Origin of the sequence: Brucella pseudintermedia (genome assembly GCF_008932435.1) — a bacterium.
In the GTDB taxonomy this organism is placed as follows: domain Bacteria; phylum Pseudomonadota; class Alphaproteobacteria; order Rhizobiales; family Rhizobiaceae; genus Brucella; species Brucella pseudintermedia.
This window is the reverse complement of record NZ_WBWE01000002.1, coordinates 42,379-67,685: the sequence shown is the minus strand read 5'-3', so window position 1 is coordinate 67,685 and position 25,307 is coordinate 42,379. Positions and strand designations below refer to the sequence as shown.

Genomic DNA, 25,307 nt, shown 5'->3' with positions numbered 1-25,307 from the left:
TTGAAGATGGTCCTGACCTCAAAAATTAGATCGATCTGTTTTTCTCCGGCTGACGGTATAGGCCTTGTCCATTTCGGGGTTGAGTGCCATGCCCAGCCCGGCGCCGGGTGGAACCGTAATCATACCGTTGCTGACTTCAGGCAGGGCGGTAACAAGATCGCGATACCATGTCTTGTAGAACGCGCGGACGCTTTCCTGAATCAAGGCATTTGGTGCATTGAGCGAAAGATGCGTCGAAGCACACAGAACGACCGGTCCCGTGCAATCATGTGGCGCGACCGGGAGATGCCAAGCTTCGGCCATAGCTGCAATTTTGCGGGCTTCCGACAGGCCGCCGCACCAGCTCAAGTCAAGCATGACAACGCCGGCCACACCTGTTTCCAGCAGATCACGAAATGCCCATCGACTTCCCAAGGTTTCGGAAGCGCAGATAGGTGCAATGCTGGCTTCCGCGTAACGCTTGAGGCTGCCAAGACTGTCCATCTTAATCGGGTCTTCATGCCAGAAAGTCTTGAAGGGCGCGAGTTCACGGGCGATCTGCATGGCTGGCAAGAGCTGCCACATGGAATGGAACTCGACCATGATATCCATGCGGTCACCGACTGCGTGACGGATTTTTTCAAAAGGCTGCAATGCCGCCTTAAGATCGGGTTGAGAAATGTACTGCCCGCGCGTCTTTTCCGCCGCCATGTCGAACGGCCAGATTTTCATCGCCGTTATGCCTTCTTCGAGCAATGAGAGGGCTAATTCGTCTGCCCGGTGCAGAAAGCCATTCAGATCATCAAAACTGGTATCCGTATTCGCAAGGCCATAATTGGCAGACTGCTGGCCGGTAGCCTTCTTGATATACTCGGTTCCGGCGCAGGTATTGTAGGTGCGAATGGATTGGCGGGTGAAACCACCAAGAAGCTGAGCAATGGGTAGATTGGCAGCTTTGCCGTACAAATCCCAAAGGGCGATATCGAAGGCGGAGTTGCCGCGCACTTCCGCGCCGGTTGAACGGAAACCGAGATATCCCACAAGGTCAGAGGCCAGCAGATCGATCTGCAGCGGATCACGGCCCATAACACGCGGGGCGACATATTCGTGTAGATAGGATTCGACCGTTTCAGACATGAAAAAGGTTTCGCCGAGGCCGGTAATTCCTTCGTCTGTATGAACTTCCACCCACAACAGATTTGGCCGTTCGGCGATGCGGATGGTTTCGATTGCTGTGATCTTCATTGCACCTCCCAATGCAACTGCTGGTCGGGCGCTAGCTTTGAGAGCCTTCGTTGAGCTTTTCGATATGAATAAGCAAGGCGCTATGATCCTTTTCTCCACCGCCTTCTTCCACGAACGCGGCAAAGGCTTCGCGTACGGTCTCGGTCAAAGGCAATTTCAAAGACAGGTCGCTTGCGGTTTTCAGGATCGAATTGAGGTCTTTCAGCTGAATGCGCGATGTGCCGCCCGGCTCAAAATCACGGTCAATCATCCGCTTACCGTGCAGCTCGAGAATGCGGCTTTCACAGAATCCCCCACGAATGGCATCGCGGAATGCAGCACGCGATCCGCCGCCTTTTTCAACAAGAACCATTGCCTCTGCAATTGCTCCAATGGTCACGGCAACAATCTGCTGATTGGCGAGTTTTGCCAGCTGACCGGCCCCTGGCGGGCCGACGCGGGTAAGGCGTCCCATCGGCTTGAACACATCGGCGAGGCCGACGATGATTGCTTCATCACCTCCGGCCATGATTGCGAGTGTGCCCTCTTGAGCACCCACCACTCCACCGGAAACCGGAGCGTCGATATGATTGACATATGATGCTCCCAGCCGCTTGGCATGCTCGCGCGCGAAGTCTGGTGAAATTGAGCTCATGTCGATGACTGTGCTGCCTTTTTTCAAGACGGCAGCGACACCTTGCTCAAAGAGGACGTCACGTACCGCTGGCCCATCGGTCAGCATGCTGATGACTATATCAGCGTCCTCCGCCGCCTTTGCGGCAGTTTGCGCGAGTTTGGCGCCTTTTTTGGCAAGGGGGGCAGACTTGGTGCTGTTCCGGTTCCAGACTGTTACGTCGAAGCCTGCATCCAGGAGCCGACTGGCCATGGGCAAACCCATCAGGCCGGTACCCAGAAACGCGATCCTGCGTGTCAAATCTTGCCTCCCATTTCATCTTCGATGTGAACGCGAATGATCTCATCAAAGGATGTTTCGGCTGTGAAGCCAAGGGCCTGCGCGCGGTTTGCTTCAAAACCGGGAGCCCAGCCAGCGACCATGCGCATAATCATTTCGTCCGGTTCGCGCCGAATGAGGCCGACGGCTTTTTCCCCCGCTACGCGGCGCAACGCCTCGATCTGTTCGCCCACGGTGGCACTGAGACCCGGCATGGAAAGATTGCGGCGCGCACCAACTGCTTCCGTATCGATGGTGGCTCCATGAATTAGAAAGCCGACAGCTGAGCGCGGCGAAGCATGCCAATGACGGACATCGTCGGGGACAGGCAATACGGCTTCCTGCCCGGAGAGCGGTTCGCGAAGAATGTTGGAGAAAAAGCCGGAAGCGGCTTTGTTCGGTTTGCCGGGGCGTATGCAGATCGTCGGCAGGCGAATCCCGATGCCATCAAAGAAACCGCGACGGGTGTAGTCTGACAACAGAAGTTCGCTGATTGCCTTCTGCGTGCCGTAGCTCGTCAACGGAGTCGTGTGGAATTCATCCGGGATCGGGTAGGGGAGCGGGGCGCCAAAAACGGCAATGGAGGAGGTGAAAACCACGCGGGGTTTATAGCCATCGGCAATGTGCGCAAGCCTGATTGCGTCAAACAGATGCCGGGTGCCATCCAGATTGATTCGATATCCTTTATCAAAATCGATTTCCGCTTCACCGGACACGATGGCTGCGAGGTGAAAGATGACATCAGGTCGCCCTGATACGATCTTCTGCGCGGTGTCCATGGTGGATATATCTGCTGCCAGCGTATCAACCGGTGCGGCGAAGCCGACAGGAGGTTCTGCTGAAACGACATCGATAAGCGTGAGCTTCTCTATCGGCGTTTCCCGGAGATGGCCATCGTTTGAAAGACGCTGTGCAAGCTTGCGTCCGACCATGCCCGCAGCACCGATGATTGCGATATGCATTCAGAAATCCCTCCCTGCCTTGCAGCCAGCGTCGCTCAAAATGCGGGCGTGGCTTGTAACAACACTTATCCGGTCTCCTACAGATTCATGTTGTAGGGTTGTCTGATAACCTTATATGTAAGCGTTGGAAACAATTTTTTCCGTTCCGTTACAGGAACGAAACGGAAAAGCCTGCTGCATCTTAAAAACTGTCGTACTTCGGCGGCAGCGCATTGCACATCGATAGGGCCAAGAGGGTAAAATGCACGGTTCGGGGAACATGACCGGAAACAGGCAGGCAGAGCTCGTTGCTCTTTTGGGCAACGATCTGGTTATGACCGGGCAAAACGACATGCTTGGCTATTGTCGTGATTGGCCGGGAGATGTGGAGAACGCAGCGGTGGCCGTGATCCGGCCGCGTTCAACAGCGGATGTCTCTGCCGCAGTTAAAGCCTGCGCTTCGCTGGGGTTGTCGATCATTCCCCAAGGCGGAAACACTGGGCTCGTGCAGGGCGGCGTACCAGATGGTCAGGACAACCTCGTCATTTTGAGTCTCGAGCGGATGAACCGCATTCGGAAAATTGACCCGGACGACTTTTCAGCGGTTGTCGACGCTGGTTGCATTCTTTCCGAACTAAAAGACAAACTGGCGGCAGAAGGAATGTTTTTCCCGCTGGCGCTTGGCGCACAGGGGAGTTGTCGTATCGGAGGAAATGTCAGCACCAATGCCGGCGGCGTCAACGTGTTGCGCTATGGCATGACACGTGAGTTGATCCTTGGGCTGGAGGTCGTTCTGCCTGACGGTACTATATTCAATGGTCTTTCGACCCTGAGAAAGGACAATCGTGGCATTGATCTGAAGCAGCTTTTTATCGGCGCGGAAGGCATTCTTGGAATCGTAACGGGTGTTGCAATCAAACTGATGCCCTTACCGGACAAGGTGGAAACGGCGCTGCTTGGGCTCAACTCGCTGGAAGATGCCATAGCGCTTTATCGGCGGGCACGGGTTCAGTGCTGTGACCTCATGTCTGCATTCGAGTTCATGCCGCCGGTGGCTTTTATACTGGCACAGGAGGCAATGCCGGAACTCACCGTACCCCTTGGACAATATCCGGCCTACGTCTTGATGGAGATTTCGGGCTCTGGACTGGTCGATATAGCGCCTTTGATGGAACAGTTTCTTGCACACGCACTGGAGGATGGCCTCGTTCTTGACGGGGCTATCGCGTCATCGCGGGCGCAAGGTCAAAATCTCTGGATGTTCCGGGAGGCGATGAACGAGGGGCAGGCACTACACGGCAAGCACCTGCGCACGGACATATCAGTTCCGCTTTCAAAACTGGCATCGTTCGTTGATGAAGCTGAACGAGAACTGGCTCAGGTTCTTCCCGATTGTCTTGCAGTTTCTTATGGGCATGTTGGCGATGGCAATGTGCACCTCAATGTCATTCCCGAAAGCAATCTCGATAATGTTGCGAAAGACCGGAAGATCAAGCTTGCAAAGGAAACGATCAATGCTGTTCTGGATCGTTATGCGGGCAGTATCAGCGCCGAGCACGGCATCGGTCGTCTGAAAAGGGACGATTTCGAGAAGCGCATTGACCCTGCGCGGCGAAAGCTGCTTGAAGCTCTCAAACAGATTATCGATCCGGACAACATCATGAACCCCGGATGCCAGCTTTCACTTGACTCTTCAAAAGGCTGACGACACATCAGCTGCACGGGCAATCAGGGAGACTTTATCGTTTTGTTTGGTGAAATCAGACGCAATGAGCAGCTCCCAGGACGCATCGCGTCGGAAATTACGCGGCAGATCGGTGACGGTACTCTGTTGCCGGGCCAAAAACTGCCGACAGAACATAATCTTGCTCAAAGCTTCGGTGTCAGCCGTTCGGTTGTGCGTGAAGCCATTGCCCAGTTGCGCAACGAGGGCTTGGTTGAAACGCGACAGGGCGTCGGAGCTTTCGTAACAGAACCAGACAGACGGCATGCCCTCCGGATCGAGCCGGAAACACTTAGCAATCGCGAAAATTTCCGCAGCCTCTTCCAGTTGCGAATGGCGCTCGAGATTGAAGCGGCAGGACTGGCGGCGGTGCATCACGATGAACATGACATGATGCAACTTAACGAAGCGCTCGCAGAGATGAGCGGTTCAAAAAAATGGACAGATACCGGTATAGCTGCCGATCTGGCTTTTCATCGTGCACTCGCTTCTGCAACTCACAATGAGTATTTTCCGCTAGTCCTTGGCTTCATCGCCGAACGCATCAATCAGGCAATCAACGCTGCGCGTGCACGGGCCGTGCTCGAGCAGATTGTCGAGATCACTATCGATGAGCATACCGCGATCAGGGATGCCATTTACTCGCGTGATCCGTTGCAGGCGCGCGACGTGATGCGCCACCACATCGTGCAGGCGGCCAGCCGCGTCGGTCTCAAATTGGAAACTTTCTGATGGCTTCTTCTTTTGGACTTTTCAATCTGGAAGGTCGTATAGCGCTAATTACCGGTTCCAGTCAGGGGATCGGTTTTGCACTGGCGCGAGGTCTTGCGCAATACGGTGCGACGGTCATCATCAATGGCCGGGAGCGGAGCAAAGTGGACAAGGCCGTCACGCTGCTGGAAGATGAAGGACATAAAGTCTTTGCGTCTGCGTTTGATGTGACGGATGCAGAAGAAGTTCGCGCCGCTATTGACACGATAGAGGATGAAATCGGCGCGCTCGATATTCTGGTCAATAATGCCGGAATGCAGTATCGGGCGCCGCTCGAAGATTTCCCCGTTGAGAAATGGCAGCAGCTACTGGAAACCAATGTCTCCAGTGCTTTTTATGCTGGACAGGCGGTTGCGCGCCATATGATCGCACGAGGACGCGGCAAGATAATTAATATTGCTTCGGTTCAAAGTGAACTGGCGCGACCTTCCATTGCGCCTTATACCGCAACAAAGGGAGCGATCCGTAACCTGACGCGCGGTATGGCGACCGATTGGGCCAGACATGGCTTGCAGATCAATGCGATTGCGCCCGGCTATTTTAAGACGCCGTTGAATCAGGCATTGGTTGACGACCCCGAATTTACGGCATGGCTGGAGAAAAGAACACCGGCGGGCCGTTGGGGGAATGTGGAAGAACTGGTTGGTGCCGCAGTGTTCCTGAGCAGCGATGCTTCCACTTTTGTGAACGGACAGGTCTTGCATGTCGATGGCGGCATGACCGCGAGCGTATGAGGAATTGATGCTGCGTATTATCGTTATGGGTGTTTCGGGTTCCGGAAAATCGACGATCGGAGAGAAGATTGCCGATGCATTGGATCTCCCGTTTCTCGAAGGCGACTCCCTTCATCCGAAGTCCAACGTCGATAAGATGTCAGCAGGCATACCCTTGCAGGATGAGGATCGCTGGCCCTGGCTCGACAAAATTGGAGAACGTCTTGCTGCCTCGACTGACGGCATTGTCGTTTCCTGTTCTGCACTGAAAAAGATATACCGTGACCGCCTCCGCTCTGCTGCGGGTGCGCCTGTCCTTTTTGTTTTTCTGGACGGGAGTTTTGAAGTCCTGCACGAGCATATGGGGCATCGTACTGGCCATTTCATGCCGGTAACGATGCTGGAAAGCCAGATTGCGACACTCGAAAGTCCGGTCGGGGAACCGTTGGTATTCCGCGCAGATATCGCCGAGAGCGTGGAAAAGATCGTTTCTGACAGCCTCGAATGGATACGTTCAGTTCAGCTTTAGCATTATTTCAACGGCCAGAAGAACATCAGGGTGGGAACCGTTACAATCGCGATGATGAGCGATAACGGCAACCCCAAACGCGGGTAATCGCTGAATTTATAGCCGCCAGGCCCCATCACCAGCGTATTGCACTGATGACCGATCGGGGTGAGGAAATCGCATCCCGCACCGATCGCAACTGCCATCAGAAAGGCTTCTGGCTTGAAACCAAGTCCGGAAGCAAAACTGGTCGCGATGGGAGCCATCACAAGCACCGTCGCGGCGTTGTTGAGAAACGGCGTGACCATCATCGCGGCTACGAGAATGAGTGCCAAGGCACCGGCTGGTGGCAATTGATGGCCAATGGTGGCAAGCCCTTCTGCTATGAGATCCGTGCCGCCGGTTGTTCTTAATGCATCCGAAACCGGAATAAGCGCGGCCAACATGACCAGAATCGGGCCATCGATTTCATCATAGACCTCGTTGAGAGGTATTACCTTGAATAACAGCATGGCAACCGCCGCAGCAAAGAAGGCGACTGCAACCGGCACAAGGCTCAAAGCGGTTGCGCCGATGGCTGCAATCAGAATGGCGAGGGGGATCAATCCACGCCTAACGCTGCCAAGCATCAGCTTGCGGCGAGCAAGCGGCAGCAATTCGAATTCGGGTAGAAAGGTCGACAGATTTGCCTGCCTGCCTTGCAGAACGACGACGTCGCCGAAGCGGAGTATAACTTCGCTAAGGCGCTCGGTGATACGCTCTCCTGGCCGACTGACAGCCAGCAGATTTAAATCATAGCGCGCGAAAAGGGCCAGTCTCTGGGCAGTTAGGCCGATGAGGCGCGAATTTTTCCCAATCACAGCTTCCACGACTTCGATGTCGGTCGAGCCGCTGGTCTCGGAAGGATTGCGATTCTCGGACAAGGTAAGCTTTCCCGCGCTTATGATCGCGTCCAGCGCCTTCGGGTCGCCCTCAAGCAAAACCACATCCCCTTCATTCAGGACTGTGTCGGGAAGGGGCGTCAACCGTTGTTCCTTGCGTATGATGGAAGTCACCATCGCCTCGCCTTCAGCAGCCTTGATGAGGTCAGTCACGCGCTTGCCGATCATTGTCGAGGTTTTTGTGATGCGCGCTTCGGAAGCATAGTTCTTGATCTTGATTGCTTCATCCAGCGAAACGTTTTCGCGCGTACGTTGCGGGACGAGCCAGTAAAAAAAGACCAGATAGATTAGCCCCACGGCTGACAGCACGGCGCCGACGGGTGTGAAGTCGAACATGGTGAAGGGCTCTCCGACCATTTCACCACGGATACGGGAAACGACGATATTAGGCGAAGTACCAACCTGGGTCATCAAACCGCCGAGCAGCGCGCCGAACGCCATGGGCATGAGGAAGGTTGAGGGAGAAACGTTCGAACGACGCGCAAACTGAAACGCAACAGGAATCATGATTGCTAATGCGCCGACATTTTTAACAAAGGCAGAAAGCACGGTGACAATCGCCACCAGCACGGCGAGCTGTAGCCGCACGCTACTAATATCCGGCAGGAAACGCTGGACTGCTGCTTGCATAAGACCGGAACGGGCGACACCCGCACTAACTACCAATGCGCTGCCGACGATGATGACGATATCGTCGCTAAACCCCGAAAACGCTTGATCGAAGGGAACGACGCCAACGGCTATGCCTAAGAGAAGCGCGCAGAGCGCGACCACATCATAACGGAATTTGCCCCAGATAAACGCCCCCATCATGAGTATGATTACCGCGAAGGAGAGTATCTGCTGATGCGTCATCTATCGGAATTTCCTCACAGGCGGAAAAATATTCCGTTTCTGTGTAGCCGATAAATTCTAAAACAGAAATCGATTATTATAGCGGGTTGCGGCCTTCGAAAGACGCAACCCGCCAGAGTGTCAATCGTTCAGGCGCAGGCCATCACTGCCAAAAACATGGACATTTTCCGCGGCTGCGCCAACCCTCACGGTCTGGTCGATATTGTGGGTCGAGCGCCCAGCGACGCGGAAGATAAGCGGATTGCCGTTTGGCAAAGAGGAATGGATATAGCTTTCTGCCCCGACGAGTTCGACCGCTTCGATACGGACGGTCGTATTGAAGCCATCGGCATCCGGCGCGCCATTTTCGAGAATGTGGACATCTTCCGGGCGAACACCGATGGTAAAGTTTCCTGCGGGTGTCTTCACCGCACTGCCGGTCGTCCAGCCGGTGGTTTCTGCACTCGGCAGCAAGTTCATGGACGGAGAGCCGATAAACGTTGCTACGAATGTGGAGGCCGGCTTTTCATAGAGTTCAATCGGTGTGCCGACCTGTTCGATATGACCTGCATTCAGCACAACGAGACGGTCTGCCATGGTCATGGCTTCCATCTGGTCATGGGTAACATAAACGCTCGTAGTGCCGAGCGAACGCTGCAAGCGCTTGATCTCGACACGCATTTGTACGCGCAATTTCGCATCAAGATTTGAAAGCGGCTCATCGAATAGGAAGGCGGCCGGTTCGCGCACAATGGCGCGGCCCATGGCGACACGCTGGCGCTGACCGCCGGAAAGTTGGCGCGGTTTGCGCTCCAGAAACTGCTCGATCTCGAGCGCCTTCGCAGCTTTCGCTATACGTCGTTCGATTTCGTCTTTTGGCGTTTTACGATTCTTCAGTCCGTAAGCGAGATTGTCACGGACCGTCATATGCGGATAGAGCGCATAATTCTGGAAGACCATGGCGATGTCGCGCTCGGCAGGTTCAACATCGTTGACCACGCGATCACCGATGGAAATGGTGCCAGATGTAATGCCCTCCAGTCCGGCTATCATGCGCAGCAGCGTGGATTTACCGCAGCCGGAAGGGCCAACCAGCACTACGAATTCGCCGTCATTGATCTCCAGCGATACCCCTTTGATGACTTCGACATTGCCGCCATAGCTCTTGCGGACATTATCAAGAACGATTTTGCTCATTACTTTTCCGTTTCAACGAGACCTTTGACGAACCAGCGCTGCATCAACACCACAACGAGGATCGGCGGGATGATGGCCAGAATGGCTGTTACCATGACGTAATTCCAGGGCGTGGATGCGTCAGCCCAGTCGACCATGCGGCGCAGGCCGATGATGATTGTGTTCATCTTGGCATCATTGGTAACGAGCAGCGGCCAGAGATACTGGGTCCATCCGTAAATGAAGAGAATGACGAAAAGCGCTGCGATATTCGTCTTCGAAAGGGGAAGCAGGATATCCCGCATGAAACGGAACGGCCCGGCATTGTCGATACGCGCCGCCTCCACGAGTTCGCCTGGAATTGTGAGGAAAAACTGACGGAACAGGAATGTTGCCGTCGCAGATGCCATCAGCGGTAGGGTCAAGCCCGCATAGGTATCGATCATGCCAAGATCGACGATTACCTTGTAAGTCGGCAGGATGCGCACTTCCACCGGCAGCATCAGCGTGACGAAGATCATCCAGAAGAAGAACATGCGCATCGGGAAGCGGAAAAATACAATCGCGAAGGCAGACATGAACGAGATAATGATCTTGCCGACGGCGATGGCCATGGCGACCACGAACGAATTCCAAAGCAGCCGTTCAAGGCTAACGCCAACAACGCGTTCAACACCGCCGAAGATGGCTTCGCCGTAATTTTCAATGAGGTGGTCGCCGGGCAGAAGGGAGATAGGCGGACGAATGATCTGCGTCGACGTCATCGTTGAGGCGACGAACGTATAATAGATCGGAAACGCGACAATAATGATGCCTAAAATCAGGATGAGATGGCCGATAAGGTTCGAGACGGGGCGTTTTTCTATCATTGTCGCCTCACTCACGAATAATGCACGCGCTTCTCAACGAAGCGGAATTGGAAAGCGGTCAAGGCAATCACGATTGCCATCAAAATGACGGACTGTGCAGAAGACGAACCGAGGTTCAGATTGACGAAGCCGTCATTGTAAACCTTGTAGACCAGCGTTTCGGTGGCTTTGGCAGGGCCGCCGCCCGTCACGGCATGAATGATGCCGAACGTATCGAAGAAGGCGTAGACGGTATTCACGACCAACAGGAAGAACGATGTCGGCGCAAGAAGCGGAAATACAATAGACCAGAATCTCCGCGATCCGCGGGCGCCATCGATAGCGGCTGCTTCGATCAAGGATTTAGGAATTGCCTGTAACCCTGCTACAAAAAACAGGAAATTGTAAGAAATTTGTTTCCACGCAGCTGCAACGACCACGAGGCCCATAGCCTGATTACCGTCCAGAAGCGGGTCCCACGCGATGCCGTTGCGGCGCAGAATATAGGCAAAAGTGCCCATCGCGGGGTTGAACATGAAAAGCCACAACATGCCGGCAACGGCGGGAGCCACGGCATACGGCCAGATCAGGAGTGTACGATAAAATGTCTTGCCGCGGATAACGCGGTCTGCTGCCGTCGCAAGCAGCAACGCTGCGCCCATGGCGAGCAGTGCGGTCAGGATATTGAAAATAATCGTCACCCTGAAAGAGTGCAGATAGTTGGGATCGGCCAGAACGGCTGTGAAGTTCGCCAATCCCACGAAGGTGGATTTGAGCCCGAATGCGTCTTCACGCATGAAGGACTGATAAATTGCCTGACTGGCTGGCCAGAAGAAAAACACCACAGTCAGCACGATCTGTGGGGCCAGCAGGAAATAGGGCAAGATTTTATTCGGAAAGGTAACTTTCTGCACGGGGAGCTTCCTCGTGGGGACAACGCCACCTGCCATGGGCAGGCGGCGTTGTGTCTATGTGATCGATTACTGAGCGGCAGCAATCGCGTCGTTTGCACGCTTGACGCCATTCTCAAGCGCAGTTTTTGCGTCCTGCTTGCCGCCAAGCATGGCTTCGAACTCTTCGTTCAGAATATCACGGACCTGCGGCAGATTAACGAGACGCACGCCCTTTGAGTTTTCGGTGGGAGCCTTGCCCATCATCTGGAGGATCGGCGTTTCGCGGCCCGGATTCTTTTCATAGAAATCTGCCTTCTTGGTTTCCTCGTAAGCAGCCAGCGTCACCGGCAGATAACCGGATTTTTCGTGCAGCTTGACCTGAATTTTGGTTTGCGAGAGGAAGTTGAAGAATTCTGCAATGCCCTTGTACTGTTCGTCGCTCAGGCCCGCGAACACCCAAAGAGCAGCACCGCCAGGAATCGTATTTTGCGGGCCGTGACCTTCATAATAAGGCAGCTGGCCGATGCCGTAATTGATGCCTGATTTCACAACATCGCCCAGACCACCGGATGATTCCGTCAGCATCGCGCATTCGCCGGAGGTGAAGAGCTGCTTGGCTTCCGATGTGCGGCCGCCGTAGCGGAACGTGCCGTCTTTTGCGAGGTCGGCAATCGACTGGAAGTGCTGGATGTAAAGCGGCGAATTGATTTCGAGCTTTACATCGGTGCCGCCAAGACCGTTTTCATTGGTGCCGTAAGGAACGTTGTTCCAGGCAGCAAAGTTTTCGGTCTGAATCCACGTCAACCACGTAGAGGTGAAACCGCACGGTGCTGCGCCGCTGGACTTGATCTTCTTTGCAGCTTCGAAAACTTCCGGCCAGGTCTTTGGCGGATTGTTTTCATCGAGGCCAGCCTTCTTGAAGGCGTCCTTGTTGTAATAGAGGATCGGCGACGATGAATTGTATGGGAAGGATAGCATGGTCCCGTCCGGCTTCGAATAGTAAGCCACGATACCGGGCAGGTACTGCGACTTGTCGAACTTGAAACCGCCCTTTTCCAGCACTTCCGCAGCCGGCACCACAGCGCCTTCAGCAGCCATCATGACACCGCTGCCCGCATCGAACACCTGAAGGATGGCCGGGGGCTGCTTGGAGCGGAACGCGGCGATGCCGGCATTCAGCGTTTCGGGATAGGTTCCCTTGTAAACTGGAACGATCTTGTATTCGCTCTGGCTTTCATTGAACTCTTTGGAGAGCTCATTGACCATTTCGTTGTTGGCACCGGTCATGCCGTGCCACCACGCCAGTTCCGTCTGGGCGAATGCCTGCGAACCGATGGTGAGGGCGAGGGCGCTTGTCAGCGCCGAAGTCGTGATCAGACGGATAAGCATGTTTCCTCCTCGAGTGTGAGATTGCGTGAACATTCGAGCTCCTTTAGGATGTCTCAGAAGTCCCGCATCTGCGATATATTCATTGCACTTATATGAATGCAATTTTTTGCGAAGGATCAACCTTCGATTCTTCCAATGGCAGAATAAATCCGAAAACGATAGTATCCCAAATGAAAAAAAACGAAAGGCAAGTGATAATCCCGGGAAGAGCATGTGCATAATGACGATGCCGGGAACACTGCCGGTGTCATTTGAATATAGTGGTAGCCTGTTCGCTCTCCAGCGGATTGACCAATGCGCCAGTCTGAATTGAATATAGCTTCTCGAATCTGACCGACGGGTTGCTGAGTTCCTCTCAGGCAGGTCGGACATCGATCAATTTGCAGACAGGTGAACTTATGCCGAGTGACGACCGCAGGAAAAGTCGCGTTACGCTTCTGGATGTGGCGCGGCATGCCAATGTATCGCGCGCAACGGCTTCGCTGGTCATTCGCAAAAGTCCCCTGGTGGGGGCAGCAACACGGGAGAAGGTCGAAAAAGCCCTGCAGGAGCTGGGCTATGTCTACAATATGGGGGCTGCTAGCCTCCGGGCGGAGAGGTCGAATACGGTTGGCGTCATTGTCCCGACTCTCGGCAATCCGTTTTACGGTGAATTGCTTTCCGGCATAGATAGCATTGTGGGTGAGGCTGGACTGGTCGTTGTTCTCGCGAACAGTCATGAGAATTTTGCCAATCAAACCACCCTCATGCAGCGTATGCGCGAGCACGGTGTCGATGGCGTGATTGTGTCGCTGGCGGCAGAAACGGCTCCCGAATTCATTGAGCAGTTTGTGGATTGGGGGCTGCCGGCCGTTCAGGTATTGCGCCATGTGACGGACCGAATTGACTACGCAGGCGTGGATTATGCGGGCGGAATGCGGCAGGCGGTCAATTATTTGGCCCAGCTGGGGCATAGCACGATCGCCTTTGCCGTGCACGGGCCTGTTCATTCTGCCTATCGCGAACGTGTCGAAGGTTTTCAGGAAGCGATGCAACAGCAGGGCCTTGATCCCGGCATGATTGTCCGCTTGCCGTATACGATGCCGGAAATTGCCAAAGCCGCCCCGTTGCTCTTTCAGGCGGGACAAGCGCCGACAGCGGCAATCTGTTTCAATGACGTGGTTGCGCTAGGTCTTTCGGCTGGACTTTATGACTGTGGGAGGAGGGTCGGCGAAGACTTTTCCCTCATCGGCTTCGATGATGTAAGCGACGCGGAGGCAACGCGGCCTCGTTTGAGCTCGGTGTCAACCCGGCCGGTTGCAGTGGGCCAGAATGCCGCCCGGCTGCTTCTTTCCCGTTTGGCAAACCCAGAAAAGCAAGCTGAGCGTATCGTCAGCGAAACCTATTTGCAGGTCAGGCAGTCCTGTGTACCGATAAATACGGCCACCGCCATCTAATCCGAATTAATGATTGACGAGCGGCATCAAACCAATTTAGATCGATCTAAATTTATTGCCGACAGGAGGAAAAGTCGGCATAATCCGGGTACCGGGAGGTTCGGCATTGTATAACTTCAACTTCGCGCCTGTCTTAGCGTCGATGGATAAGCTGCTTGTCGGTGCGTGGCAGACAATTGAGCTCTCGTGCGCGGCGATGGTGTTGGGCTTGATTGTGTCAATTATCTGCGCTGTCGGTAAGACATCCGGCCCCAAGCCGGTACGCTTCGTGATCGACGCCTATATCGAAATCATCCGCAATACACCGTTTCTGGTGCAGATATTCTTCATCTTCTTTGGGTTGCCTTCTGCCGGTTTGCGTCTGTCGCCCAACAGTGCTGCGCTTCTGGCGTTGGTGGTGAACTTCGGGGCCTATGGTACGGAGATTATTCGTGCAGGCATTGAATCCATTCATAAAGGCCAGGTGGAAGCCGGAACCGCGCTTGGTCTCTCCAAGCTGCAGGTATTCCGCTATGTCATCATGAAACCTGCGTTGCGGACAGTTTATCCGTCGCTTACCAGCCAATTCATCTACCTGATGCTGACCTCAAGCGTTGTATCCGTCATTTCTGCCAATGAGCTTGCGGCTACGGGTAACGATCTCCAATCGGCGACCTTTGCGAGCTTTGAGGTCTATATTGTTATCACCCTTATGTATCTCGTCATGTCCATCGGTTTCTCTGCTGTCTTCGCGTTGATTGAGAAGTTGGCATTTAAATACCCGTTGAGCCGATAGGAGCAGACCATGATCAGACCTTTTGGCTGGAATGAATTTCTCATTATCGTTTATGCTGCGCAGTGGACCATTGCTCTTTCTGCCATAGCTTTTGTGGGTGGGGGTGTCGGAGGGTTGCTTGTCTCGCTGATGCGTGTCTCGGATGCCCGTGTCCCGCGTTACATTGCGTTGGCCTTCATAAGGTTGTTTCAGGGAACGCCTCTTCTGATGCAGCTTTTTCTGGTGTTTTTCGGTCTCAATATTGTCGGGTTGGGCATCAATCCCTGGATCGCGGCGACGATCGCGCTGACTTTGCATGCGAGCGCATTTCTGGGCGAGATCTGGCGCGGCTGTATTGATGCAGTGCCACCCGGACAGCGTGAAGCCGCGACTGCGTTAGGGCTGCGCTACTATAATCGTATGCGTTATGTGATCCTGCCGCAGGCTGCGCGCATATCGGTTGCACCGACGGTGGGCTTTCTGGTGCAGCTCATCAAGGGCACTTCCCTTGCTGCGATCATCGGTTTTACGGAACTGACGCGCCAAGGCCAGATCATCAACAACGCGACATTCAGCCCGTTCATGGTTTTTGGCACCGTGGCTGCTGTCTATTTTGTCCTGTGCTGGCCGTTATCCATCTTGGCGCGCCGCATGGAAACGAGGTTTTCTCGCGCAACCGCTCGGTAAGGGGGGCTCGAGGGAAGGCAATCGGCGTTTGCGACCCGAGCTATGGCTGCGGCTGGAAATGCTCTGAAAATAAGAAACGGTGCCGGTGAGGAGACCGGCCCTTGATAGGGAAGGAATAAACATGAATATCACCAGACGTTTGGCTATGGCTTTCATTGGTGCGGGAGCTCTCGCGACAGTGCTGGCACCCGTAGCATTTGCGCAGACGGTCGACGGCATCAAGTCCGCCGGGAAAATCAAGATCGGCATGCTGGTCGATTTTCCGCCGTTTGGCATCATGAACACCAGCAATGAACCGGATGGCTATGACGCTGACGTGGCAAAGCTGCTGGCGAAGGAGCTCGGTGTCGAAGCCCAGATCGTTCCGGTTACCGGTCCGAACCGGATTCCTTATCTACAGAGTAGCCAGGTCGATGTTCTGGTTGCCTCGCTGGGCATTACTGAGGAGCGTGCCAAGAGCGTCGACTTCTCTCAGCCCTATGCAGGCATTTCGATTGGCGTATTCGGACCGAAGGATATTGCGGTTGCAAGGCCGGAAGATCTTTCCGGCAAGACCATTGGCGTCGCCCGTGCTTCGACGCAGGACACGGCAGTCACAAAGGTGGCACCGCAGGACGCCAACATCCGCCGTTTCGATGACGATGCCAGCGCAGTGCAGGCGCTGCTTTCGGGGCAGGTTGAGCTGATCGGGCTCTCCAACGTTGTGGCGGCTGAGATCGAAAAAGCTGCTCCCGGACGCTACGAACAGAAAATCCAGCTCAGCCAGCAGGTTCAGGGCATCGCTGTCCGCAAGGGTTCGACGGAAATGCTCGAATTCGTCAACAAGTTCATCGAAAAGGCCAAGAGCGACGGCGAACTGAACAAGATTCATGAGAAGTGGCTCGGCGCGCCGCTGCCGGATTTTGTTTCCCAGGCAAAGTAAGCTCTCGAATTCCGCCATGCCTGTCAGCCGATGGGCATGGCGATCCAGTCCACGAAAGTGAGTTTCTTGACATGAACCAGATGGCTCAGGGACCGGCGAATGAGGTACAGCAAAACGCTTCAGGTTCTGCGGTGCTTATGCAGGGGGTGAATAAATGGTACGGCACGTACCATGCGCTCCGAAATATCAATCTGACTGTATCCCGCGGTGAACGTATTGTTATTTGCGGCCCATCCGGTTCGGGAAAGTCCACTCTCATCCGCTGTATCAACCAGCTGGAGACTGTTCAGGAGGGCCGGATCATTGTTGACGGCCACGATCTGACTGCCGGCGGCAAGAATGTAGATATTGTGCGGCAGGAAACCGGTATGGTTTTCCAGCAGTTCAATCTCTTTCCGCATATGACCGTTCTTGAGAATTGCACGTTGGCACCGATGAAAGTGCGTGGCGTTGCGAAAGCGGAAGCAGAAAAGACCGCGCGTAAATATCTTGAGCGCGTCCGCATTCCTGAACAGGCAGACAAATATCCGGCGCAGCTCTCCGGCGGGCAGCAACAGCGTGTGGCTATTGCCCGTGCGCTTTGCATGAACCCCAAGATCATGCTTTTCGATGAGCCCACTTCGGCGCTTGATCCTGAAATGGTCAAGGAAGTTCTGGACACTATGATCGATCTCGCCAAGGAAGGCATGACCATGCTTTGCGTTACCCACGAAATGGGTTTTGCCCGGCAAGTGGCTGATCGCGTGATCTTCATGGATCAGGGACAGATTCTGGAAATGTCGGAACCGGAAGAGTTCTTCGGCAATCCGAAACATGAACGCACAAGGGCGTTTATTGGCCAAATTTCCTGAAGTGTTTCCAGTGGCTTAGTAATGGAGTTTGAAGTGGCGAATGAAATCATGCTCGTTGAGCCGATGATGCCGTTGATCGAAGATCGATTGGATGCGGCCTACAGGGTTCTCCGGCTGTACAAGCCGGAAGACAAGGCGGCGATAGACGCAGCCCTCGGTGATATCCGCGCCGTTGTTACCGGCGGCGGAACCGGGCTTTCCAACGAGTGGATAGAACGTCTGCCGTCGCTTGGTTTGATTGCCATCAATGGCGTTGGGACAGACAAGGTTGATCTCGTCTTTGCCCGGAGCCGCAATGTGCATGTCAGCACTACACCCGGCGTTCTGACCGATGATGTTGCCGATACTGGTATTGCCCTTATGCTCGCGGTGATGCGCCATGTCGTTACCGGAGACCAGTTTGTGCGGGAAGGAAAATGGGCTCGCCGGGAAGGCTTCCCCCTTGGAGTTAGTCCGAAGGGCAAGCGGGTTGGCGTTCTTGGGCTTGGCCAGATCGGAAAGTCATTTGCACGACGGGCGGAAGCATTCGGCATGGAAGTGCATTACTGGAATCGCTCGCCCGTTGCGGGCACGAACTGGGTTGCTCACGCAACACCGATAGAACTTGCGCGCGAAAGCGACGTGCTCGCAGTGTGCGTCGCCGCGAACCCGTCAACGGCCAATATCGTGAATGCGGATGTTCTCGCGGCGCTTGGAAGCAAAGGCTATCTGATCAATGTGGCGCGAGGCAGTGTCGTTGATGAAGACGCGCTTCTGGCTGCTTTGAACAACGGAACCATTGCCGGTGCCGGTCTTGATGTTTTCGTCAACGAGCCGACGATCAGAGCGGATTTTCTGAACGCACCAAACACGGTCCTTATGCCGCATCAGGGCAGCGCAACGGTCGAAACCCGTGTTGGAATGGGCGAACTCGTACTCGCTAATCTTGCAGCGCATTTTTCCGGCGAAGTTCCGCCAACCAAGGTAAACTGAGTTATTCCCATGATTGTCAGGCAGGCCTTTTTTGAAGGCACTATTCATGCTGGGCGCGAGGATGCGTTCAAAGCTTATGTGGCTGATACACTTATGCCGATGTGGCTGGGCTTTCCCGGTATCAGGGAAGTCCGCGTTCTTTACGCTGTCGAACGCGACGAAGGCGCACCGGCCTATCCGATGGTGCTTTGGACCATGTATGACAGCAGGGAGGCTTTGGCAGAGGCGCTCGCGTCACCGGTGCGATATGAAAGCCGGGAGGCCACAAAGAGCCTCCTCGAAATGTTCGATGGTCATATCCATCATCACGTCTTCGATCTCACCCTTGAAGGGTGAGATCGCTTCTATTCAGCATTGCCTCAAGCGCCCCACGTCCGCTCCAGGACATTGATCCAGTTGCCATGGGCGAGCTTGACGATGGAAGCATCGTCGTAGCCGTGCTTGCGGAATGCTTCTATGACAAGCTGGAGATCGCCTACGTCGCGTAACGTTGACGAAATTGTAGTGCCGTCAAAATCGGAACCGAGCGCCAGGTGGTCGATCCCGATGCGATCGACAATGTAATCGGCGTGACGAACGATCTCTGATAGATCGGTATTGGGATCGCGCTTTCCGTCTTCGCGCAGGAACGACACGCCGAAGTTGAGCCCGACAAGGCCGCCCGTATCGCGAATGGCGTCCAGTTGCCTGTCCGTCAGGTTGCGGCTTTGCTGGCAAAGCGCGTGCGCATTGGAATGCGATGCCACGAGGGGCGCGTCGGAGATCGCTGCAATGTCCCAGAACCCTTTCTCGTTCATGTGAGAAAGGTCGATCATGACTTTAAGTTCATTACACGCGCGAATGAGTGCTTTGCCATGATCGGTCAGGCCCGGCCCAATATCCGGCGAGGCAGGAAAGCGGAAGGGAATGCCGTGGGCAAAAATATTCGGGCGGCTCCAGACCGGCCCGAGCGTTCTAAGGCCAGCTTCATGCAGAACATAAAGCGCATCGAGGTCATCGCTGAAAGCTTCAACGCCTTCGATATGATAGACTGAAGCGAAAATGCCTTTCGCAAACGCGTCGCGAATATCTGCTGCCGTGCGGCAGACACGAACTCGGCCTTCAGATGCTCGCTCGATTTTCAGCAGGATTGCGGACATGGCAAGCGTCGCCTTCATCGCATCCGTTTGGCTGGGCGTCGCGAGGATGCCGTTGGCGTCGAGTTCACGCGAAGGCGAGGGCACATATACTGCGCACAGTCCACCGCCCAAGCCACCCTTCTGCGCGCGCGGCAGATCGATATGTCCGACATTTTCGCCATCAAGAAAGCGCTGCTCCGGCACTGAAGCATCCGATGACCACAACCGCAACAGCACGTCGTTGTGACCATCAAAAACGGGTATCTTCTGTTCTGTCGCCATGGAGTAGCCTTTTCAAATCAAGTCGAATATTTGAGAAACGGGTGATGGACCCTAGCGCGAAGAATTGCAAATGCGATTTCGGTCACTTGATATGACCGCGCTGCATGAGCGGCGATTCCTTTTAGCGAAAGCATTCTTTTAGGTTGCGCTCATGCAAAGTCTGCATAGGAAATGCAAAATTCTGCATTGGCCCCTGCCTCCGCTGACGTGATAGCGGAAAGGTGGAAAAATATATCCGGATATAAGCGCCGATGATCGCATCTCAATTTTTGGGCATATTCGGAAGGCGCTGCAAGAGGAGCTCTCAATGATTTCAAGACGCGGTTTTCTGGCGGGTGCGGCTGCCGTTCCCTTCCTGTCCTATGCGAGCATTTTGCCTGCTATCGGAGCGGGACGTCAGGACATTCTGGTTGTGGCCCAGCAGCTCGACAATATAACCAGCCTTGATCCGCATGAGAGCTTTGAAGCTGTCGGTAGCGAAATCTGCAACAACATGTATCAGCGTCTGGTGCACCCAAGCCTCTCCAATCCGGATCAGGTGGAAGGCGGCGTCGCGGCTTCCTGGGAAGCAGACAGCGACGGCAAGGTCTTTACGTTCAAGATTGATCCAAACGCAAAGTTTGCAAGTGGCGCCCAGATAACCGCGGAAGATGCTGCATTCTCGCTGCAACGTGCGATCAAGATGAACAAGGGGCCCGCTTTTATCATCGGCCAGTTCGGTTTCACGCCCGAGAATGTTGAGAAGAGTATTGTCGCGACTGATCCGTCGACGTTGACCTTAACAGTCGAACAGCCGACGTCGCTGCCATTCCTGCTCTACTGTCTGTCGGCAAGCGTTGCCAGCATTGTGGAGAAGAAGACCGTGCTGGAGAACGCCTCTGGAGACGATCTCGGCAACGGTTGGCTTCAGAAGAATAGCGCTGGTTCTGGTGAATGGGTTCTCGTTTCCTGGAAGCCGAGCGAAAGCATCATTCTAAACGTTAATCCGCATGGCGCCTACAAAGGCAATGTGAAGCGCATCCTTCTGCGTCACGTTGCGGACCCGTCCTCGCAGCTCCTGATGCTCCAGAAAGGTGACGTCGATATTGCTCGCAATCTCACCACCGAACAACTTCGCATTCTGGACGGTGATGAGAACTACAATCTGGTGCGCAAGGGCGTTGGCGGCTTGATGTTGATGTCGCTCAACCAGAGCGTGGAAGTTCTTGCCAAGCCGAAGGTTTGGGAAGCGATCAAGTGGGCTGTAGACTATGACGGTATTCAAAAGAATATCGTGCCGCTGAATTACAAGGTACACCAAACGCTTGTCCCAGAAGGGTTCCCTGCAGCCTTGAATGAAAATCCGTTCAAGAAGGACATTGCCAAGGCAAAGGCTCTTCTTGCGGAAGCGGGTGTTCCGGATGGCTTTTCGATCAAGATGGATCATTATTCGGCGCAACCGAGCCCTGATATTGCTCAGGCAATCCAGGCGAGCCTTGCGGAAATCGGCATCAAGGTGGAGTTGCTGGCTGCCGAAAATCGTCAGGTCCTGACGAAGATGCGGGCTCGTGAACATCAGATGGCGTTGACTGTATGGGGTTCCGACTATTTCGATCCAAATACCAATGTTGACGTCTTCTGCAACAATCCGGACAATTCCGATAACGCGAAGACCAAGCCTTTTGCCTGGCGCTCGCACTTCCAGAATGAGGATTTCGCCAAAAAATCCCTCGCTGCGCGTGATGAACAGGACCCGGCGAAGCGCGTGAAGATGTATGAAGATTTGCAGCGCGAATTTATGAACAACAGCCCGTTCATCATCATGATGCAGAAGTTCGAGACGGCGGCTTGCCGCAAGGACGTTACCGGAATGCGTCTCGGCGTTCTGTCTGATTCCCATTCCTATGCGGGGATCGCCAAGGCGTGAAGAAAAGTTTCAAGAATCTGACCGGTATCCTGAGCAGCGTGTTGATCACGCTGTTCGGGCTTATGGTTATCACATTCATGATTGGCCGCGTCATGCCGGTCGATCCAGTTATTGCCGCCGTGGGCGACAACGCGCCTGAGGCCGTTATCGAGCGCGTGCGCACGGAGATGGGGCTTGATCAGCCGCTTGTAGTGCAGTTTGTGCATTATATCGGGCAGGTTCTGCACGGCGATTTCGGCAATTCCATTCTGACCCGTAATCCGGTGGCTCAGGATATCGCCCGCTATTTCCCCGCAACGCTGGAATTGGCAACGGCTGCCTTGATTGTCGCTGCGCTCATCGGCATTCCACTAGGCGTATGGGCGGCTGTGCGGCAGGGGTCTTTCATTGATCAGACGATCCGCGTTATCTGTCTTGCGGGGCACTCGGTACCCGTTTTCATGTTGGCGCTGATTTCACTTCTGGTTTTCTATGCGACGCTCGATATCGCTCCGGGACCCGGACGGCAGGATATCATCTACGAGGGCATGATTCCGCATGTAACGGGCCTGCTCACGATCGACACGCTTATTGAGGGCGACTGGGACGCATTCTGGGATGCTGTCCGTCACATGATTCAGCCAGTTGTGATCCTTTCTTATTTCAGCATGGCCTACATCACACGCATGACCCGTGCCTTCATGCTTGACGCGCTCAAGGGCGAGTTTGTGATCACGGCTCGCGCAAAAGGCCTGTCGCTCACATCCGTAATCTGGAAACACGCTTTCCCGACCGTCGCAGTGCAGCTTGTGACCGTTCTGGCACTTACTTATGCAGGTTTGCTTGAAGGTGCCGTGGTCACAGAAACGGTTTTCAGCTGGCCGGGCCTTGGACAGTATCTCACCGTGTCATTGATGAATGCCGATATGAATCCGGTCGTGGGAGCTACGCTGTTGATCGGCGTTATCTATGTCGGGCTCAATCTGCTCGCTGACATCCTCTATAAAGTTCTGGACCCACGTGTGCGATGATTTTTGCCAATTTTCATAACTGGGCGCTCGATGAATCGCCTGCCTCCCGCTCGCAAGCGAACTGGGGTAGGCGCTATCGTATCTGGGTAAACCTTCGGTCCAATCCGCTGGCAATGATTGGCCTTTTCATCATCATCGCCTTTGTCGCCTTGTCGCTGGCTGCACCATTGCTGGCACCTTATGATCCAAGCGTGCAGGATCTCGGCAACCGCCTGTCTGTTCCAACCGCGGAGCATTGGTTCGGGACGGATGAACTGGGGCGGGATATTCTTTCGCGCATTCTATACGGTGGCCGCGTAACCCTTGGAATGGTTATCGCCGTCGTCATTCTTGTCGCGCCGATCGGGCTGTTCATCGGTTGCATTGCCGGTTACTTCGGCGGCATTGTCGACACGGCTCTGATGCGCGTTACGGATGTTTTTCTTGCTTTCCCGCGATTGATCCTTGCGCTTGCCTTCGTGGCGGCATTGAAGCCCGGCGTCGAAAGTGCTGTGCTTGCAATCGCGTTGACCGCGTGGCCGCCCTATGCGCGTCTGGCGCGCGCGGAAACCATGACCCTGCGTAAAAGCGATTTCATCGCAGCCGCCAAGCTGACCGGTGCGTCGCCTTTCCGCATAATTCTGCGCCATATCATGCCGCTTTGCGTACCGAGTGTCATCGTGCGCATCACGCTCGACATGAGTTCGATCATCATCACGGCCGCAAGTCTTGGTTTCCTCGGAATGGGCGCGCAGCCACCATCGCCGGAATGGGGCGCGATGATAGCGACTGCCAAGCGCTTTATTTTTGAACAATGGTGGGTTGCGACCATCCCCGGCATTGCGATCTTCCTTGTATCGCTCGCCTTCAATTTCCTCGGCGACGGTCTGCGCGACGTGCTCGATCCGAAGCAGAATTGAGAGAACAGATGCTGGTTGACATCAAAAATCTGCAAATCAGCTTTGAAACCCGCACGAGCCGTTTCGATGCCGTGCGTGGGGTTTCGCTCCAGCTTGGTCGTGAAAAACTGGGTATCGTCGGCGAAAGTGGTTCGGGCAAGTCTTTGACCGCGCGCGCCCTCATGAAACTCCTTCCGCCAATCGCCGAAGTGAAGGCTGACAAGCTTTCATTCGATGGTATCGATATTCTGTCGGCTACCGAACGCGGCATGCGGCAGATACGCGGCAAGCGGGCTGGCTTCATCCTTCAGGACCCCAAATATTCGCTTAATCCGGTCAAGACCATAGGGGTGCAGGTGGCTGAGGCGTGGCGCACCCACAAAGGTGGCAGCAAACGTCAGGCAATGGAGGCTGCGGTTGATCTGCTTGATCAGGTCATGATCCGCAATCCGCGCGAAGTGGCAAAGCTCTACCCGCACGAGGTTTCCGGCGGCATGGGGCAGCGTGTCATGATCGCCATGATGCTGGCGCCGGATCCCGAACTGCTTATTGCCGATGAGCCGACCTCCGCGCTCGATGCTACTGTGCAGGCGGAAATTCTTCGTCTGATCGATGATCTGGTTTCCAAACGCGGAATGGGACTTCTTCTCATCAGCCACGATCTCCCGCTTGTGTCACATTTCTGCGACCGGGTGATGGTCATGTACATGGGTCGGGTCATGGAGGAATTGAAAGCCTCCGAACTGGTGCGCGCCGAGCATCCTTATACGAAGGGCCTTCTCAATTGCATTCCGTCGCTCATGCATCCTCGTGACCGGTTGCCGGTTCTCAATCGTGAAGAAAGCTGGCTGAACTCATGATAGATATTAATCAACTCCGCATCAGCTTCAATGATCGCGAAGTCGTCAAGGGCGTGTCCTTTCGCGTGGAGAAGGGCGGAAGTTTCGGTATTGTTGGCGAAAGCGGATCGGGAAAGTCTACCATCCTGCGCGCCATGGCCGGGCTCAACGAACAATGGAGCGGACGCATCGCGTTCGACGGCAAGGAAGTTGCCTCGAAGCGGGCGCCTGCCTTCTTCCGTCAGGTGCAGATGGTGTTTCAGGATCCGTTCGGATCGCTGCATCCGCGCCAGACCATAGACCGCATCCTGAGCGAACTTCTCCTGGTTCATGGTATCGGCGATATCGATAAGCGGATCGAAAAGGTCCTTGACGAAGTTGCATTGCCCAGAGCCGCACGGTTCCGTTTTCCGCACCAGCTTTCAGGTGGCCAGCGCCAGCGCGTGGCAATCGCTCGCGCCCTGATTGCCGAACCGGAAGTCCTTCTGCTGGACGAGCCGACATCTGCGCTTGACGTCTCAGTGCAGGCTGAAATTCTCAATCTGCTTGCAGACCTGCGTGCGGAAAAGGACCTTACTTACGTGCTCGTGAGCCACAATCTCGCAGTGATAGCGCATCTCTGCCCCAAGGTCGGAGTGATGCAACACGGCGAGATGGTGGAACAGCTTAGCGCTGATGATTTGCGCGCGGGGAAAACGACGCATCCGCATACCACAGAATTGCGCGCTTTGAGCGTTAATCTGGAAGAACCTGCCTGACG

The 25,307-nt window shown here is 54.7% G+C and carries 25 protein-coding genes; 16 read left to right on the top strand and 9 right to left on the bottom strand.

The genetic code is table 11. The features are described from left to right. Positions 1-18: 18 nt before the first annotated feature. The 3 genes from F9K78_RS02890 to denD are packed head-to-tail and all read right to left on the bottom strand — an operon-like array spanning position 19 to position 3,117. A complete protein-coding gene (locus F9K78_RS02890) occupies positions 19-1,224 on the bottom strand; it encodes a mandelate racemase/muconate lactonizing enzyme family protein (protein WP_121985332.1) in 1,206 nt (401 codons plus the stop codon). Positions 1,225-1,255: 31 nt separating this feature from the next. Continuing rightward, the gene (locus F9K78_RS02885) at positions 1,256-2,137 is read right to left on the bottom strand and encodes an NAD(P)-dependent oxidoreductase (RefSeq protein ID WP_121985333.1); all 882 of its coding nucleotides are present in this window, start codon (positions 2,135-2,137) and stop codon (positions 1,256-1,258) included. Further along, entirely contained in the window at positions 2,134-3,117 is a 984-nt protein-coding gene (gene denD, locus F9K78_RS02880; RefSeq protein WP_121985334.1) for a D-erythronate dehydrogenase, read from the bottom strand. Before denD ends, F9K78_RS02885 begins: the two co-directional genes overlap by 4 nt. 241 nt (positions 3,118-3,358) lie before the next feature. Here denD and F9K78_RS02875 point away from each other — a divergent pair, with 241 nt between their 5' ends. Genes F9K78_RS02875 through F9K78_RS02860 form a run of 4 tightly spaced genes read left to right on the top strand, consistent with a single transcriptional unit; the run spans position 3,359 to position 6,832 of the window. Next, positions 3,359-4,801 carry an FAD-binding oxidoreductase gene (locus tag F9K78_RS02875; RefSeq protein ID WP_121985335.1) on the top strand — a complete coding sequence of 481 codons (1,443 nt, stop codon included), beginning with the start codon at positions 3,359-3,361 and terminating at the stop codon, positions 4,799-4,801. Positions 4,802-4,843: 42 nt separating this feature from the next. Beyond that, complete coding sequence (locus tag F9K78_RS02870) at positions 4,844-5,551, top strand: FadR/GntR family transcriptional regulator (RefSeq protein ID WP_121985336.1); 708 nt, start codon at positions 4,844-4,846, stop codon at positions 5,549-5,551. After that, positions 5,551-6,324, top strand: coding sequence for an SDR family oxidoreductase (locus F9K78_RS02865; protein WP_121985337.1), 774 nt, complete (start codon positions 5,551-5,553; stop codon positions 6,322-6,324). The genes F9K78_RS02870 and F9K78_RS02865 overlap by 1 nt, the downstream gene beginning before the upstream one ends. A gap of 7 nt (positions 6,325-6,331) precedes the next feature. Next, positions 6,332-6,832: a gluconokinase gene (locus tag F9K78_RS02860; RefSeq protein WP_121985338.1), complete on the top strand. Its 501-nt coding sequence runs from the start codon at positions 6,332-6,334 to the stop codon at positions 6,830-6,832. 2 nt (positions 6,833-6,834) lie between these two features. Here the strand turns inward: F9K78_RS02860 and F9K78_RS02855 are convergent, their stop codons facing one another. From F9K78_RS02855 to ugpB, 5 genes are all read right to left on the bottom strand, one after another. Continuing rightward, a complete protein-coding gene (locus F9K78_RS02855; protein ID WP_121985339.1) occupies positions 6,835-8,607 on the bottom strand; it encodes an SLC13 family permease in 1,773 nt (590 codons plus the stop codon). A gap of 120 nt (positions 8,608-8,727) precedes the next feature. Beyond that, positions 8,728-9,783: a sn-glycerol-3-phosphate import ATP-binding protein UgpC gene (locus F9K78_RS02850; protein WP_121985340.1), complete on the bottom strand. Its 1,056-nt coding sequence runs from the start codon at positions 9,781-9,783 to the stop codon at positions 8,728-8,730. Continuing rightward, the gene (gene ugpE, locus F9K78_RS02845) at positions 9,783-10,631 is read right to left on the bottom strand and encodes a sn-glycerol-3-phosphate ABC transporter permease UgpE (protein WP_121985341.1); all 849 of its coding nucleotides are present in this window, start codon (positions 10,629-10,631) and stop codon (positions 9,783-9,785) included. Before ugpE ends, F9K78_RS02850 begins: the two co-directional genes overlap by 1 nt. 11 nt (positions 10,632-10,642) lie before the next feature. Continuing rightward, complete coding sequence (ugpA, locus tag F9K78_RS02840; protein WP_121985342.1) at positions 10,643-11,524, bottom strand: sn-glycerol-3-phosphate ABC transporter permease UgpA; 882 nt, start codon at positions 11,522-11,524, stop codon at positions 10,643-10,645. Positions 11,525-11,590: 66 nt separating this feature from the next. Further along, the gene (gene ugpB / locus F9K78_RS02835) at positions 11,591-12,892 is read right to left on the bottom strand and encodes a sn-glycerol-3-phosphate ABC transporter substrate-binding protein UgpB (protein ID WP_162929815.1); all 1,302 of its coding nucleotides are present in this window, start codon (positions 12,890-12,892) and stop codon (positions 11,591-11,593) included. 398 nt (positions 12,893-13,290) lie between these two features. Between ugpB and F9K78_RS02830 the strand changes: the two genes are divergently transcribed. The 7 genes from F9K78_RS02830 (at position 13,291) to F9K78_RS02800 (ending at position 18,850) form a co-directional block, all read left to right on the top strand. Beyond that, entirely contained in the window at positions 13,291-14,328 is a 1,038-nt protein-coding gene (locus F9K78_RS02830) for a LacI family DNA-binding transcriptional regulator (protein WP_151682044.1), read from the top strand. A 106-nt stretch (positions 14,329-14,434) separates the two neighbouring features. Next, positions 14,435-15,103, top strand: coding sequence for an amino acid ABC transporter permease (locus F9K78_RS02825; protein WP_121985344.1), 669 nt, complete (start codon positions 14,435-14,437; stop codon positions 15,101-15,103). A 9-nt stretch (positions 15,104-15,112) separates the two neighbouring features. Next, positions 15,113-15,769, top strand: coding sequence for an amino acid ABC transporter permease (locus F9K78_RS02820; RefSeq protein ID WP_121981438.1), 657 nt, complete (start codon positions 15,113-15,115; stop codon positions 15,767-15,769). Between the two features lie 121 nt (positions 15,770-15,890). After that, a complete protein-coding gene (locus F9K78_RS02815; RefSeq protein ID WP_121985345.1) occupies positions 15,891-16,691 on the top strand; it encodes a transporter substrate-binding domain-containing protein in 801 nt (266 codons plus the stop codon). A gap of 71 nt (positions 16,692-16,762) precedes the next feature. Continuing rightward, entirely contained in the window at positions 16,763-17,542 is a 780-nt protein-coding gene (locus tag F9K78_RS02810; RefSeq protein ID WP_121985346.1) for an amino acid ABC transporter ATP-binding protein, read from the top strand. A gap of 21 nt (positions 17,543-17,563) precedes the next feature. Continuing rightward, positions 17,564-18,514: a 2-hydroxyacid dehydrogenase gene (locus F9K78_RS02805; RefSeq protein ID WP_121985347.1), complete on the top strand. Its 951-nt coding sequence runs from the start codon at positions 17,564-17,566 to the stop codon at positions 18,512-18,514. 9 nt (positions 18,515-18,523) lie between these two features. Beyond that, a complete protein-coding gene (locus F9K78_RS02800; protein ID WP_121985348.1) occupies positions 18,524-18,850 on the top strand; it encodes a hypothetical protein in 327 nt (108 codons plus the stop codon). A 23-nt stretch (positions 18,851-18,873) separates the two neighbouring features. On the opposite strand, the gene F9K78_RS02795 is transcribed toward F9K78_RS02800, so the two are convergent. Further along, positions 18,874-19,914, bottom strand: a complete 1,041-nt coding sequence (locus F9K78_RS02795) for a dipeptidase (protein WP_121985349.1) — start codon at positions 19,912-19,914, stop codon at positions 18,874-18,876. A gap of 307 nt (positions 19,915-20,221) precedes the next feature. Between F9K78_RS02795 and F9K78_RS02790 the strand changes: the two genes are divergently transcribed. Genes F9K78_RS02790 through F9K78_RS02770 form a run of 5 tightly spaced genes read left to right on the top strand, consistent with a single transcriptional unit; the run spans position 20,222 to position 25,305 of the window. Further along, the gene (locus F9K78_RS02790) at positions 20,222-21,820 is read left to right on the top strand and encodes an ABC transporter substrate-binding protein (protein WP_121985350.1); all 1,599 of its coding nucleotides are present in this window, start codon (positions 20,222-20,224) and stop codon (positions 21,818-21,820) included. Further along, the gene (locus tag F9K78_RS02785; protein ID WP_121985351.1) at positions 21,817-22,830 is read left to right on the top strand and encodes an ABC transporter permease; all 1,014 of its coding nucleotides are present in this window, start codon (positions 21,817-21,819) and stop codon (positions 22,828-22,830) included. The genes F9K78_RS02790 and F9K78_RS02785 overlap by 4 nt, the downstream gene beginning before the upstream one ends. Next, positions 22,827-23,729, top strand: coding sequence for a nickel transporter permease (gene nikC / locus F9K78_RS02780; RefSeq protein WP_121985352.1), 903 nt, complete (start codon positions 22,827-22,829; stop codon positions 23,727-23,729). Before F9K78_RS02785 ends, nikC begins: the two co-directional genes overlap by 4 nt. A gap of 8 nt (positions 23,730-23,737) precedes the next feature. After that, complete coding sequence (locus F9K78_RS02775) at positions 23,738-24,568, top strand: ABC transporter ATP-binding protein (RefSeq protein WP_121985353.1); 831 nt, start codon at positions 23,738-23,740, stop codon at positions 24,566-24,568. Continuing rightward, positions 24,565-25,305, top strand: coding sequence for an ABC transporter ATP-binding protein (locus F9K78_RS02770; protein WP_121985354.1), 741 nt, complete (start codon positions 24,565-24,567; stop codon positions 25,303-25,305). Before F9K78_RS02775 ends, F9K78_RS02770 begins: the two co-directional genes overlap by 4 nt. Positions 25,306-25,307 lie beyond the last annotated feature (2 nt).